Source organism: Arcanobacterium hippocoleae, from assembly GCF_031456295.1.
Taxonomy (GTDB): domain Bacteria; phylum Actinomycetota; class Actinomycetes; order Actinomycetales; family Actinomycetaceae; genus Arcanobacterium_A; species Arcanobacterium_A hippocoleae.
Map to the genome: position 1 here is coordinate 1,815,674 of NZ_JAVDUJ010000001.1, position 12,235 is coordinate 1,827,908.

General features: G+C 49.4%; 14 protein-coding genes. 13 read left to right on the forward strand and 1 reads right to left on the reverse strand.

Going from position 1 to position 12,235, the window contains the following annotated elements; genetic code table 11:
* Position 1: 1 nt before the first annotated feature.
* The 13 genes from J2S36_RS07580 (at position 2) to J2S36_RS07640 (ending at position 10,426) form a co-directional block, all read left to right on the forward strand.
* Positions 2–1,162 (forward strand): MraY family glycosyltransferase, encoded by a 1,161-nt coding sequence (locus tag J2S36_RS07580; protein ID WP_309957085.1) that lies wholly within the window; start codon positions 2–4, stop codon positions 1,160–1,162.
* A complete protein-coding gene (locus tag J2S36_RS07585; RefSeq protein ID WP_309957087.1) occupies positions 1,140–1,595 on the forward strand; it encodes a hypothetical protein in 456 nt (151 codons plus the stop codon). The genes J2S36_RS07580 and J2S36_RS07585 overlap by 23 nt, the downstream gene beginning before the upstream one ends.
* A 141-nt stretch (positions 1,596–1,736) precedes the next feature.
* Complete coding sequence (gene atpB, locus J2S36_RS07590) at positions 1,737–2,579, forward strand: F0F1 ATP synthase subunit A (protein ID WP_309957523.1); 843 nt, start codon at positions 1,737–1,739, stop codon at positions 2,577–2,579.
* A gap of 33 nt (positions 2,580–2,612) precedes the next feature.
* On the forward strand, positions 2,613–2,822 hold the full coding sequence (atpE, locus tag J2S36_RS07595) for an ATP synthase F0 subunit C (protein WP_309957089.1): 210 nt from the start codon (positions 2,613–2,615) through the stop codon (positions 2,820–2,822).
* 2 nt (positions 2,823–2,824) lie between these two features.
* A complete protein-coding gene (gene atpF / locus J2S36_RS07600; RefSeq protein ID WP_309957091.1) occupies positions 2,825–3,406 on the forward strand; it encodes a F0F1 ATP synthase subunit B in 582 nt (193 codons plus the stop codon).
* Positions 3,406–4,218 (forward strand): F0F1 ATP synthase subunit delta, encoded by an 813-nt coding sequence (locus J2S36_RS07605; RefSeq protein ID WP_309957093.1) that lies wholly within the window; start codon positions 3,406–3,408, stop codon positions 4,216–4,218. The genes atpF and J2S36_RS07605 overlap by 1 nt, the downstream gene beginning before the upstream one ends.
* Positions 4,219–4,279: 61 nt before the next feature.
* The gene (gene atpA / locus J2S36_RS07610; protein ID WP_309957096.1) at positions 4,280–5,911 is read left to right on the forward strand and encodes a F0F1 ATP synthase subunit alpha; all 1,632 of its coding nucleotides are present in this window, start codon (positions 4,280–4,282) and stop codon (positions 5,909–5,911) included.
* 2 nt (positions 5,912–5,913) lie between these two features.
* A complete protein-coding gene (locus tag J2S36_RS07615) occupies positions 5,914–6,822 on the forward strand; it encodes a F0F1 ATP synthase subunit gamma (RefSeq protein WP_309957098.1) in 909 nt (302 codons plus the stop codon).
* A gap of 47 nt (positions 6,823–6,869) precedes the next feature.
* On the forward strand, positions 6,870–8,324 hold the full coding sequence (gene atpD / locus J2S36_RS07620) for a F0F1 ATP synthase subunit beta (protein WP_309957100.1): 1,455 nt from the start codon (positions 6,870–6,872) through the stop codon (positions 8,322–8,324).
* 12 nt (positions 8,325–8,336) lie between these two features.
* Positions 8,337–8,597, forward strand: a complete 261-nt coding sequence (locus J2S36_RS07625; RefSeq protein ID WP_309957103.1) for a hypothetical protein — start codon at positions 8,337–8,339, stop codon at positions 8,595–8,597.
* A 4-nt stretch (positions 8,598–8,601) separates the two neighbouring features.
* Entirely contained in the window at positions 8,602–9,297 is a 696-nt protein-coding gene (gene nucS, locus J2S36_RS07630; RefSeq protein WP_309957105.1) for an endonuclease NucS, read from the forward strand.
* Between the two features lie 30 nt (positions 9,298–9,327).
* Positions 9,328–9,585 (forward strand): Rv1322 family protein, encoded by a 258-nt coding sequence (locus tag J2S36_RS07635; RefSeq protein ID WP_309957107.1) that lies wholly within the window; start codon positions 9,328–9,330, stop codon positions 9,583–9,585.
* A gap of 67 nt (positions 9,586–9,652) precedes the next feature.
* Entirely contained in the window at positions 9,653–10,426 is a 774-nt protein-coding gene (locus tag J2S36_RS07640; RefSeq protein ID WP_309957109.1) for an alpha/beta fold hydrolase, read from the forward strand.
* A 197-nt stretch (positions 10,427–10,623) separates the two neighbouring features.
* Here the strand turns inward: J2S36_RS07640 and J2S36_RS07645 are convergent, their stop codons facing one another.
* Positions 10,624–11,808: a DivIVA domain-containing protein gene (locus J2S36_RS07645; RefSeq protein WP_309957111.1), complete on the reverse strand. Its 1,185-nt coding sequence runs from the start codon at positions 11,806–11,808 to the stop codon at positions 10,624–10,626.
* Positions 11,809–12,235: the final 427 nt, after the last annotated feature.

Here is a 12,235-nt window from a genome sequence, read left to right on the forward strand (position 1 = left end):
AGTGCGAGTATATTTGCTGATGATGCTCCTTGCGGGAGTGATCACCTATCTGTTAGTGCCGTTGATATTACATTTGGCGCTTTCACTTGGGGCGATTACGCAGGTGCGCGGGCGTGATGTGCATACTGTGCCGATTGCACGTCTTGGTGGAGTAGCAATGTTTCTCGGTTTGGCTTTTACTTTTGTAATTGCGTCACAGATCCCATTTCTTGCGCAAACTTTTATCAAAGGCTCGGGAGCATGGGGTGTGTTATTTGGCGCAGGCGCAATGTGCTTGCTTGGCGCGATCGATGATATTTGGGAATTACGCTGGTACGCGAAACTTGCTGGCGAGATCTTAGCGGCTGCGATTATGGCGTGGTTTGGGGTGCAATTACTTTCAGTACCACTTTTGGGCTTGACGATCGGTTCTGATCGGTTGACCCTTTTCAGTACGATTTTTGTAGTTTTAGTGGCTGCGAATGCGGTAAATTTCATTGACGGTCTTGATGGTCTTGCTGCGGGCGTAGTGGGGATCGCAGCGCTCGCATTTTTCGGTTACGCATATTATTTCGTGCGTGAATCTTCGCCGGGAGATTATGCGTCAGTGGGAGCTGCGGTTGTTGCGGTGTTGGTCGGGATTTGTCTCGGATTTTTACCGCATAATTTTCATCAGGCGCGGATTTTTATGGGAGATTCGGGGGCGTTGATGCTTGGCAGTGTGATTGCTGGAGCTTCGATCACAGTGACGGGGCAAATTGATCCGGCAAATCTTACTGCGCGGATGGCGATTCCAGCTTTTATGCCATTGTTTGTGCCGATTCTGGTGCTTTCGATTCCGCTGATTGATATGAGTTGGGCGGTGATTCGCCGGGTGAGCCACGGTAAATCACCTTTTGAAGCTGACGCTGGGCATTTGCATCATCGGCTGCTCCGCCTGGGGCACTCGCATGTGAATGCCGTATTGATTTTGTATCTTTGGGCGGCAGTGGGTTCGTTTAATGCAGTTACTTTTGTGATTTTTCCGGCACGGTTTGTGATCATTCCAGCGGGTTTAATGGTTGTTTTTGCAATTTTTATGACCTTGCGTGTACTTTCAAAGCAAGCTGACTGTACCGTGGCCGCTGCAACAGAATTGGCAGGAGCACGGGAGGAAAATCATGTTCCGGAAGTCAAATCTTAAGAAAACTGCGGGGAAGCGGAAAACTGCTGATGAATTACTTGCTGCGGTAGCATTTTGGAATGTGCTTTGGGTCTTGGGCACTGCTGCCGTCACTGCGATTATTTTATTTTCGATAAATTTGCTGCAAGCCGCTTTCAGCTTCTTGATCGGTGGATTGATAGTAGCACTTTTAAGTACGATCTCCTGGTTTAGTGAGATCTGGATCACCCGATATTTGGCGAATCTGCAGAAGTTCGTTTTCCCGCTTGCCTATTTATTGAAAATTTCGCTGTTGTTTTGCGCTCTTCCGATAATTCGTGCCATCGATCTGCTGGAGCTGAATTTTGTAATTGCCGGGATCTTTTTGGGGATGATCCTCACGCTGGTGGTTACATCAGTAATTATTTTGCGTGCTGAGGGGCCTGATTTTGATCTGCCAACGGAATGTGCGTGAAAATTTTGGTACAGACCCTTTGAAGATTTCATTCTTTCTCATGTAGAGTTAGGTAGGTCAGGCTTGCAAACTTTGGTTTATCTTATTTCGTGCATCGTTCCGGAGAAAAGATAAATTCTGCGCAAGGTAATAATCGTGAGTATGGGGATTGAAGCGAAAGTGAATATTTTGCACAGTGCTTTGTGGATGCCGTTGCTAAGCGCAACGAGTGGTGATTCTGGTTTCACCGGTCCAACTCTCGAACATGAATTTAACCCTGATCCGTTGTTTTTCGCAGGTACTCCTTTTGAATTAAATCGGGTGCTTTTAGTACGTCTTGTAGCTGTTGTGATCCTCGCGTCGATAATGGTGATATATGCTCGGCGTGCAAAGCTCGTGCCGGGTCGCGCGCAAGGTGTAGTCGAATCATTGATTGATTTTTCGCGCGTGCAAATTGGTGAGGAAATTTTAGGCAAGGAAGACGCAAAGCGCTTCCAGCCAATGCTCTTGACGATTTTCCTGGGCGTGCTGTTTATGAATATCACGGGTGTGATCCCTGGGCTGCAGATCGCTGGTACATCACTAATTGGAATGCCGCTGATTTATGCACTCTTTGCATATTTTGGTTTTATCATTGCTGGTTTGCAGGCACGCGGCGGTAAATTTTTCAAAGAACAGCTGATGCCGCCAGGCGTACCGTGGCCGTTCTATTTTATTATGGTGCCCTTGGAATTTCTTTCGACATTTATTTTGCGCCCGGCGACTTTAACTATTCGTCTGCTTGCAAATATGGTTGCAGGCCATTTTATCCTGGTGCTCTGCTTCCTCGGTACGCACTATCTATATTTTTCGATTTCTGGCGGATTAGGCGTCGGACTCGGTTCTCTTACGCTTCTCGCAGGCACACTTTTCGTTGTCTTCGAGCTGTTCGTCGGCGCACTTCAGGCTTACATCTTTGCGATGCTGAGTGCCGCTTACGTATCTTTGTCCATTTCAGCACACTAATTTGTGAAAAACCGAACAAAAGGAAAGAATCAAATGATTGGTAACATCGCCACCATCGGTTACGGCATCGCTACTCTCGGCCCAGGTCTTGGCATTGGTCTGATTGGTGCGAAGAATCAGGAAGCAACCGCACGTCAGCCAGAAGTAAAGGGCTATCTGCGGGTGAATATGTTCTTGTCGATCGCATTCGCTGAAGCACTTGGCATTTTCGGCTTCCTTGCTGGATTCGTATTTGGAGCTTAAATATGTTTGCAACGAGTGAGGTTCTCGCATCTGGTTCTGGCAGTGTATATTCGATGCTCTGGCCAGCTTTGCCTGATTTAGTCTGGGGTTCACTCGCTTTTGCTATCGTCGCGTTTGTGATCTATCGGCTTGCTTGGCCGAAATATAGCCAGATGCTTGATGAGCGCACCGAGAAAATCGACAACGGCTTGAAAGCTGCTGAGATTGCACGTGCTGAAATTGCGTCCGAGCGTGAGGATCTCGCCGTAGAAGTGACGAATGCACAGCGAGAGGCTGCCCTGATCCGGGAAAAGGCACAAGATAACGCGAAGTCGATTATCTCAGATGCACAAGCGAAAGCTCGTGTGGATGCTGCTGCGATCGTTGCTGGTGCACAAAAGCGGATTGATGCCGATGCGCAGGCTGCAACGCATTCGCTCCGTTCCGATTTGGGCACGGTCGCGACGGAGTTGGCAGGAAAAATTCTCGGTGAAGCGATTACTGATCAGGCACTCGCATCACGGGTAATTGATCGTTTCCTTGATGAGCTTTCGGTGGCATTGCCTGCAAAAACAAAGCAAGGCGCCGCTGGGCAGGAGCGGTGATGCGAACGGGAAGTGAAGCTGCACTGCAGCAGATCGGTCAGATGTGGGAAGGCGTGCTTCGCACGCAGCCCGGCCAGGAAATCATGCTGGCGCGGCTAATTTTTGATGCAGCCGATATTTTGCGGCAACACGCAAATCTGTTGGGGGCACTCGAAGACCGTTCTCGCGATGCGAATGCGCGAGCAGTACTAGCACGAGAAGTTTTTGCAGCTCATATTGAGAGCGCAGTGCTTGAATTGGTTCTTGCAGTTGTCCGCGAAAACTGGTCGGAGCCGGGTGATCTCATTCAGGCGCTTGAGTATCTTGGAATCGACACCGTACTGCTTGGTGCGCAGCGTGAAGATTTGCTTTCCAAAACGGAAGAAGAGCTTTATCATGCGATGCGGGTATTAAAGAAACAGCGTGATTTACGTTTGATCTTAAACGATACTTTTTACCCACGTGCAGAACGCTCGAAGCTTGTTGAGCGGGTTTTTGCAAAGGTTAATCCGTATACTCGGTTCCTGATCTCGCACGCTGTACGGCGGACTGAGCATTACTCGATCGCTGCTTCATTGAGTCTTTATGTACAGCGCAGTGCGCAGCATGCAAAACATCTCGTAGCTGCGGTGGCAAGTGCAATTCCGCTTTCTGCTGCACAAGAGGCACGGCTGGCGCAAATTCTTGCTGATCATTATGGGAAAGAAATCAGACTCCATACCACGATCGAACCAGCAGTGATTGGGGGCTTGCGGATCCATGTACAAGATGACGTGATCGACGGCACCATCGCTACTCGTTTGGCAGCGGTGAAAGATTTACTAAAGAAATAACTGATCCATTGCGAGATCTCATCAGGGATGAATCTCGCTGCGAGCGAAGGAAAAGAAAAGAATGGCTGAACTAACAATCCAGCCCGATGAAATTCGGGCGGCGCTTGATTCTTTCGTCAGCTCTTATGAGCCGGTGAAAGTAGCAAGCGAAGAGGTTGGCCACGTGACACTCACCGCTGACGGTATCGCCCGTGTATCGGGTTTGCCTGGTGCGATGGCAAACGAATTGCTGAAATTTGAAGACGGTACGCTAGGTTTGGCGATGAACCTGGAAGAACGTGAAATCGGCGTGGTCGTACTTGGTGATTTTGCCGGAATCGAAGAGGGGATGGAAGTACGTCGTACCGGTGAAGTGCTTTCCGTGCCAGTCGGTGAAGGATATTTGGGTCGTGTAGTTGATCCTTTGGGTAACCCGATTGACGGTCTGGGAGAAATTTCCGATATGACAGAACGTCGCGCCCTCGAATTGCAGGCACCAGGTGTAATGATGCGCAAGTCGGTGCATGAGCCATTGCAGACGGGGATCAAAGCGATCGACGCAATGATCCCAATTGGTCGTGGGCAACGTCAGCTGATTATTGGTGATCGTAAGACCGGAAAGACGGCACTTGCGATCGATACGATTTTGAATCAGAAAGCTGCCTGGGAAACGGGCGATCCACAAAAGCAGGTGCGCTGTATTTATGTGGCGATCGGGCAAAAAGGTTCGACGATTGCATCGGTGCGTGCAACGCTGGAGCGCGCTGGAGCACTCGCATACACCACGATTGTTGCCTCCCCGGCATCAGATTCTGCTGGCTATAAGTACTTAGCTCCATATACTGGTTCGGCAATCGGTCAGCACTGGATGTATCAGGGCAAGCATGTGCTGATCGTATTCGACGATTTATCCAAGCAGGCTGAAGCTTACCGTTCAGTATCGCTGTTGCTGCGCCGTCCGCCAGGGCGTGAAGCGTATCCTGGCGATGTTTTCTATTTACATTCTCGCTTACTGGAGCGGTGCGCAAAGCTTTCCGATGATCTTGGTGGAGGCTCGATGACTGGTCTGCCGATCATCGAAACTAAGGCAAATGATGTTTCGGCGTATATTCCAACAAACGTAATTTCAATCACTGACGGGCAGATTTTCTTACAATCAGACTTATTCAATGCGAATCAGCGTCCAGCAGTAGATGTTGGTATTTCAGTTTCCCGTGTGGGTGGCGATGCGCAGATCAAGGCAATGAAGAAAGTTGCCGGTACTTTAAAGATCACTTTGGCGCAGTATCGTGCGCAGGCAGCCTTCGCAATGTTTGCATCAGATCTGGATGCTGCTACCCAAAGGCAGCTCACACGCGGTGCACGATTGATGGAATTGCTGAAACAGCCGCAGTATACGCCGTATTCAATTGAACACCAGGTAGCTTCGGTTTGGGTTGGTACGAAGGGATATCTCGATACAGTACCGCTCGAAAAAGTGCATGAATTTGAGTCACAATTCTTGGCATACTTGGAGCAAAACACTTCAGTGCTCAGTGATTTGCGTGAAAGCGGGCAGCTTAGTGCGCAGATGGAAGAGAGTCTCACAGCTGCTGCTGATGAATTTGCAAAATCTTTCCAGGCTGCTTACGTGCCTGAAACTGATTTAACTGAACCTGAAGCGGTAGCTGCCCAAAAGACCCAAGAGCAGATCGTGCGCAAGAAGCGAGGCTGAAATTGGCGGGCAAACAGCGTATTTATAAGCAAAAGATTCGAGCCACTGGCACACTCGAAAAAGTTTTCCGGGCGATGGAGCTGATTGCCGCATCGCGAATCGGGAAGGCGCGAGATGCGGCTTTGGGGCAAGATCCGTATACGCGCGCGCTTACTGCCTCGATCGCGACTGTTGCTGCACATGCACAGGCAGAGCATCCACTTGTGACGGAGCGAAAAGATACAAATCGAGTAATTGTTTTTGTTGTCACTTCTGATCGTGGAATGGCTGGTGCATATTCTTCATCAGTATTACGCGAAGCAGATCAGCTCTTGGAAGATTTGCGTGAGCAGGGCAAAGAGCCAGTGCTTTGCGTATCTGGACGGCGCGGGGACGCACATTTTAGATTCCACGGCGTACCAGTTGAACGGAGCTGGGTGGGAGAATCTGATAAGCCAACGGATGCAACGTCGCGCGAGATTGCGCATCTATTCTTAGATCTCTTTCTCGCTCCGGCTGATGCTGGTGGAGTTAGCGAGCTGCATGTGGTTTCTACGAAATTCGTCTCAATGGTTTCACAAGTTGTAGAGATCCGTCGGATGCTGCCCCTAGAAGTGGTGGACGCTCCAGGGCACCAACCGGATTTAGCACAAGAAGCTGAGGATTCTACGCCGCTCTACGAGTTTGAGCCGTCGGCACAAGAAGTTTTCGATGCATTGCTTCCGATGTATATCGGGCAGCGAGTTCATTCAGTAATGTTAATGTCTGCTGCGGCGGAGCTGGCTGCACGCCAACAGGCGATGCATTCAGCTACTGATAACGCACACGAACTGATCGAGAAGTACACGCGCCTGGCAAATAATGCCCGGCAAGCAGAAATTACTACAGAAATTACCGAGATTATTTCCGGTGCAGATGCGCTGGGGAAGTGATCCTGTCAACAAAAGCCCGGTTGCCGGGATTGAAAAAGGAAGAAACAATGACCGTCGTAGATGAAACACAGAAAGTTTCCACTGGCCGGATTGTGCAGGTCGTAGGTGCAGTTGTGGATATCGAGTTTCCACCTGATGCACTCCCGGATATCAATAATGCGCTGATCACGGAAGTGGATTTGGGTAATGCAAGCGAGGCACAAAAACTGCAGATGACGCTCGAAGTAGCGCAGCATCTGGGGAATAATATCGTGCGCACGATTGCGATGAAGCCAACCGATGGGCTGGTGCGCGGTGCGACGGTAATCGATACTGGCGCACCAATCACTGTGCCAGTTGGCGATATCACCAAAGGTCACGTTTTTAATGTTACCGGCGAGCCGTTGAATCTTGCAGACGGAGAAAAGTTTGTGGTGCATGAGCGTTGGCCAATTCACCGCAAGGCGCCAACTTTCGACGAACTTGAGCCGGAAACTAAGATGTTTGAAACTGGCATTAAGGTGATCGACTTACTCACGCCATACGTACAAGGTGGAAAGATCGGTCTTTTTGGCGGTGCAGGTGTGGGCAAAACTGTGCTGATTCAAGAAATGATCCAGCGTGTAGCACAAGATCACGGTGGTGTATCTGTCTTTGCGGGCGTGGGTGAGCGGACCCGTGAAGGTAACGATCTGATCAACGAAATGGAAGATGCTGGCGTGCTCGATAAGACAGCTCTTGTCTTTGGGCAGATGGATGAACCGCCAGGGGTGCGCCTGCGTATCGCACTTTCCGGGCTGACAATGGCAGAATACTTCCGCGACGTGCAAAATCAGGATGTGCTGCTCTTTATCGATAACATCTTCCGCTTTACTCAGGCTGGTTCGGAAGTTTCCACACTGCTTGGGCGGATGCCGTCGGCGGTGGGGTATCAGCCAACACTTGCTGATGAAATGGGTGCATTGCAGGAACGAATCACGTCTACGCGCGGGCACTCGATTACTTCATTGCAGGCAATTTATGTGCCAGCTGATGATTATACTGATCCAGCTCCAGCTACTACATTTGCGCATTTGGATGCGACCACTGAGCTTTCACGTGAGATTGCTTCGCGTGGTCTTTACCCGGCGGTTGATCCGCTTTCCTCAACTTCGCGGATTCTTGATGCACAGTATGTGGGGCAAGCTCATTACGATACTGCAACCCATGTGAAAGCGATTTTGCAGAAAAATAAAGAATTGCAGGATATTATCTCGATTCTTGGTGTGGATGAACTTTCCGAAGAGGATAAGGTAACAGTTGCCCGTGCGCGGCGTATTGAACAGTACCTTTCCCAAAACACTTATACTGCAAAGAAATTTACGGGTGTGGAAGGATCTACTGTGCCGATTGATGAAACTGTGGAGGCATTCCGTCGGATTTGCGAAGGCGAGTACGATCATATTCCGGAGCAGGCATTTTTCAATATCGGCGGGATTGAAGATATTGAGCAGGCTTACCGGAAGATTCAGGCGGAAGGCTGAGTCGAGGTTCAGATGAAACTTGAAGTTGTTGCGCAAGCGGGAGAGCTTTTTTCAGGCGAGGTCAGTGAAGTAGTAGTGAATGCCGCTGCTGGTGAACTGGGAATCTTGCCTGGGCACACCCCGCTGCTTGCGGTGATTTTGCCTGGAGAGTTGCGCTACCGTACCGTTGCAGGTGAATCGGGAGTGATCCATACGAGTAACGGGTTCGTGACAGTCGATTCAGATCACATCATGGTGGTTGTTGAATCTGACGTTAAATCTGTGGAGGTTTAGTCTCTTGCGCTTGGTAGTTGCCGATTGCGCGGTTGATTATTCCGGGCGTCTTGATGCGCACCTTGAGTTAGCTACACGCTTGTTAATGGTGAAAGCTGACGGTTCCGTTTTGGTGCATACTGATGGTGGCTCATATAAGCCTTTGAATTGGATGAGTGCACCGTGCCAGCTGATGGTGCGTGATCCCGAAGCAGCTGAAGCGAGCTTAGGCATTATTCAGGTTTGGGAAGTTTCGAGTACGAAAACTACCGATCGGCTTGTGGTGCAGATCCAGCAAATTCACCATGATTTTGAGCAGGCATTTGGAATCGAACCAGGCTTGGTAAAGGATGGTGTGGAGGCGCATTTGCAGAAGCTGCTTGCAGAGCAGGTGGAATTGCTTGGGGATCATGTGCGCCTGGTGCGCCGGGAATATCCGACTCCTATTGGGCCAGTTGATTTAATGCTGTTAGATGCTAATGGCGGGCATATCGCGGTAGAAGTGAAACGACGTGGCGAAATTGATGGAGTTGAACAGCTGACGCGGTATTTAGAGTATCTTGGCAGAGATTCTACGCTTAGCCCGATCCGGGGTATTTTTGCAGCACAGGAAATCAAACCGCAGGCACGAGTACTTGCAGCCGATCGCGGCATTGAATGTATCATACTCAACTATGATGAAATGCGTGGTCTGGATCGTTCAGAAGATCGGTTGTTTTAAGTGCGCAGATCGAAAAAATACCAACAGCAAGTGCGTCCGTTAAATCTAGATGCGATTATGGGGAATACGCACACCGAGATGGGCGCTGACGGTTTTGAGTATAAAGTGCATCATATTGTGCATGGTGCAAAACAGTATATTTGTCCTGGTTGCAATGGTGTGATTATGGTCGGGGAAGCGCATGAAGTAGCCTGGACGGAAGAAAACTGGTTTGGAGTAGCAGCTGGTCAAGCAGACCGGCGGCATTGGCATACGAGCTGTTGGCGTGCGCGGGGGAGAGCTAGATAAATTTTCTTGCCGCGGATATGCAACAGTTGCCATTCACAAAGCTGGGGCAAAGTGGTAACGTGAAAATATGAGTACAAAACTTGCAATGCGGCGCAGCGGCACGCCCTCAAATTGCCCACTCGTATTGATTCACGCTCTTCCACTTGATTCTTCGATGTGGGATGAAGTGCGTGCACTATTGCCTGAAATCGATATTATTACGGTGGATGCTCCCGGATTTGGTGATTCGCCTGCAGGCTCAGAATTTAGCGCGGATCCAAGTATCCCAGCGTATGCTGCAGCAATTAAGGATGTACTTGACGATGCAGGAATCACCCAAATTAAAATTGGCGGATTGTCAATGGGTGGTGCTGTTGCAGCAGAGTTTGTGGCGCAATATCCGCAAATGATCACTGGGTTGGCGCTGATTGATACGGGAATTGGTGCAGACGATGCGCCAAAGCGTGAGTTCCGCGAAAATATGGCGCAAATGGCTGAATCTGGCAAAGCTTATGAAGCGGTAGCAAATTGGACTACGACGATGGTTTCGCCAAATGTATCGGCTGTTGTGCGTGAATCATTAGATCAGCGCTTTCAGAAAATTCCCGGCGATGCTCTGGCTTGGATCCAGCGGGCAATGGTCAATCGCTTTGATCGTACTGATGCGATCGAACTTGTAGATGGTCCAGTTTATTTCGTGCGCGGAGTAGATGATGCCACATGTTCTCTCGAATACTTAATGCAACTTGCACTGCGCGCTGAGCAGCCGAAGATTATTGAGATTGAAGATGCTGGCCATTTTAGTGCTGATGAGCAACCGGCAGCGCTGGCACAAATCCTGGCACAATTTGTGGCTGCCTGAGTAACAAAGTAACAAGCTTCTCGTGGTAAAGCAGCGGCAGTGAGATCTTGCAATTTTCTTCAGTGCAGCTTTCAGCTTTAGCTCAGAGGGGCAGTGATAGTTTTACACTATCACTGCCCCTCTGAGCTATTCACATCGGGAAAGTTGCTAGCAGCTGCTGAAACCAGCTGGGAAGCCGCTAATTTTTGGGATGTAGCTTATTCATCTTCCGTGCCTTCATGAGATGTTGCTGCTTGTGAATGGGCGGGTGAACGATCGATAATTTCCTGCACCACTAACGATTGAGCTGAATTACTTAAAAGTGTGCGCATCTCTTCCAGATAGGAACTGAGGTTCTTGCGTTGCTCTTCTAAAGATGCTACGTGTGCATCTGCACTTTGTTTTGCGGCCTGTGCGTCTTCAGTGGCAAGCTGCCGAATCGTATGGGCTTCGTCTTTTGCATTCGTGATGATTTCATCTGCATCTAACTGTGCTGAAGCAAGTAGTTCTTTCACTTCTTTGCTAGTTGCTTCACGTAGTTGCACTGATTCGGCAGTTGCTTTTGCTACGCGTGATTGTGCTTCTTCAGTGCGCGTACGGGCAAGCTCGATCAATTCTTCGGCCTGCGTGCGCAGTTCGCCTTCGCGGCGGGCGAGCTCTTGTGCTGATTCGCTTTCGTGAGCTGCAATCTCTTGTGCGGCGGCGGCACGTAATTGTGCTACTTCTTCCTGTGCGGTAGCGCGCAATTGTGCGACTTCTGTTGCTGCCTGAGCGCGCATTTTTGCAATCTCAGTATCTGCTGCTGCGCGCAGTTGGGCAATCTCCTGTGCTGTTTCTTTGCGCAGGAGATCCACTTCATGTTGTGCCTTGGAGTACATCCCAGCTGTTTTTGTTTCTGCTTCGGCTTGGAGCATTTTTGCCTCCCGCTGTGCTGATGTGAGTAGCTCAGCGCTTTCTAGTTGCGCATTTTTAGTTTCAGTTTGTGCCTCTTGGGTAGCTTCTGAACGGGTGGTGGCAGCCCACGAGCGCGCATCACGCATTATTTTTTCACTCTCTAAATCTGCACTGTTGTGCAGCTGTGCTGCCTTTACTTGCGCGTGTGCAATAATCTCTGCTGCTTCTTTCCGTGCGCGCGTCATTACATCTAAAGCTTGTTCTTCAGCGGAGCGCAGGAGCCGCTCTACACGTGTACCGAGCCCAGAGTAACTTGGACGCTCTTGTTCGCGTGCAGCTTCGTGAGCTTGTGCCAGCTCGGCAGATAACTGCAGAATTTGCGAATCCAGATGTGTAACTTGCGCGCGTGTAGTTTCAAGTGTTTGTTGGAGTTGACTAACTTTTGCATCTACTTGGGTGCGGTCATAACCGCGCATTACTACTGGGAATAGTTGTTCATTCTCGCTCATAAATCCTCCATTTGGCGGTATCGCTTTTCAGCACGGTGCCAATTCACTACTTGTCTCAAGCCTATCGAAATAAAGCGCATCATGATATTTTATGACGCGGGTGGCTTACTGATTTTTCGGCTACCGTCAAATAAATTCATGTGGTGAAACATGGTTTAGCTCTCGGCTTGTAATTCTCTCTTCGCTAATTGTTGCAAAATCGTTATAATTAAGGGACTGGCATTCTGCGATTGAATGCACTTTTTGCATTGTGTGAGTCAAAGCAATGTGTGCAGCAGTTTCGCAAATTCGTGAATCTCAGGACGACTTAAAATCAACTATGAGCAAAGCAGTATTAGTATTTGAACACTATGATTTTGATCGGGTCGCGCTATTGCGATAGTGGTACGAGAATTAATTTGAGTGGTGGACGCTAAGCCAAAGTGAG

Excerpts from the sequence above, each read along its gene's own strand:
- J2S36_RS07585 (WP_309957087.1), top strand. The coding sequence starts at position 1,140 with ATGTTCCGGAAGTCAAATCTTAAGAAAACTGCGGGGAAGCGGAAAACT.
- atpB (WP_309957523.1), top strand. The coding sequence starts at position 1,737 with ATGGGGATTGAAGCGAAAGTGAATATTTTGCACAGTGCTTTGTGGATG.
- atpE (WP_309957089.1), top strand. The coding sequence starts at position 2,613 with ATGATTGGTAACATCGCCACCATCGGTTACGGCATCGCTACTCTCGGC.
- atpF (WP_309957091.1), top strand. The coding sequence starts at position 2,825 with ATGTTTGCAACGAGTGAGGTTCTCGCATCTGGTTCTGGCAGTGTATAT.
- J2S36_RS07605 (WP_309957093.1), top strand. The coding sequence starts at position 3,406 with ATGCGAACGGGAAGTGAAGCTGCACTGCAGCAGATCGGTCAGATGTGG.
- atpA (WP_309957096.1), top strand. The coding sequence starts at position 4,280 with ATGGCTGAACTAACAATCCAGCCCGATGAAATTCGGGCGGCGCTTGAT.
- atpD (WP_309957100.1), top strand. The coding sequence starts at position 6,870 with ATGACCGTCGTAGATGAAACACAGAAAGTTTCCACTGGCCGGATTGTG.
- J2S36_RS07625 (WP_309957103.1), top strand. The coding sequence starts at position 8,337 with ATGAAACTTGAAGTTGTTGCGCAAGCGGGAGAGCTTTTTTCAGGCGAG.
- J2S36_RS07640 (WP_309957109.1), top strand. The coding sequence starts at position 9,653 with ATGAGTACAAAACTTGCAATGCGGCGCAGCGGCACGCCCTCAAATTGC.
- J2S36_RS07645 (WP_309957111.1), bottom strand. The coding sequence starts at position 11,808 with ATGAGCGAGAATGAACAACTATTCCCAGTAGTAATGCGCGGTTATGAC.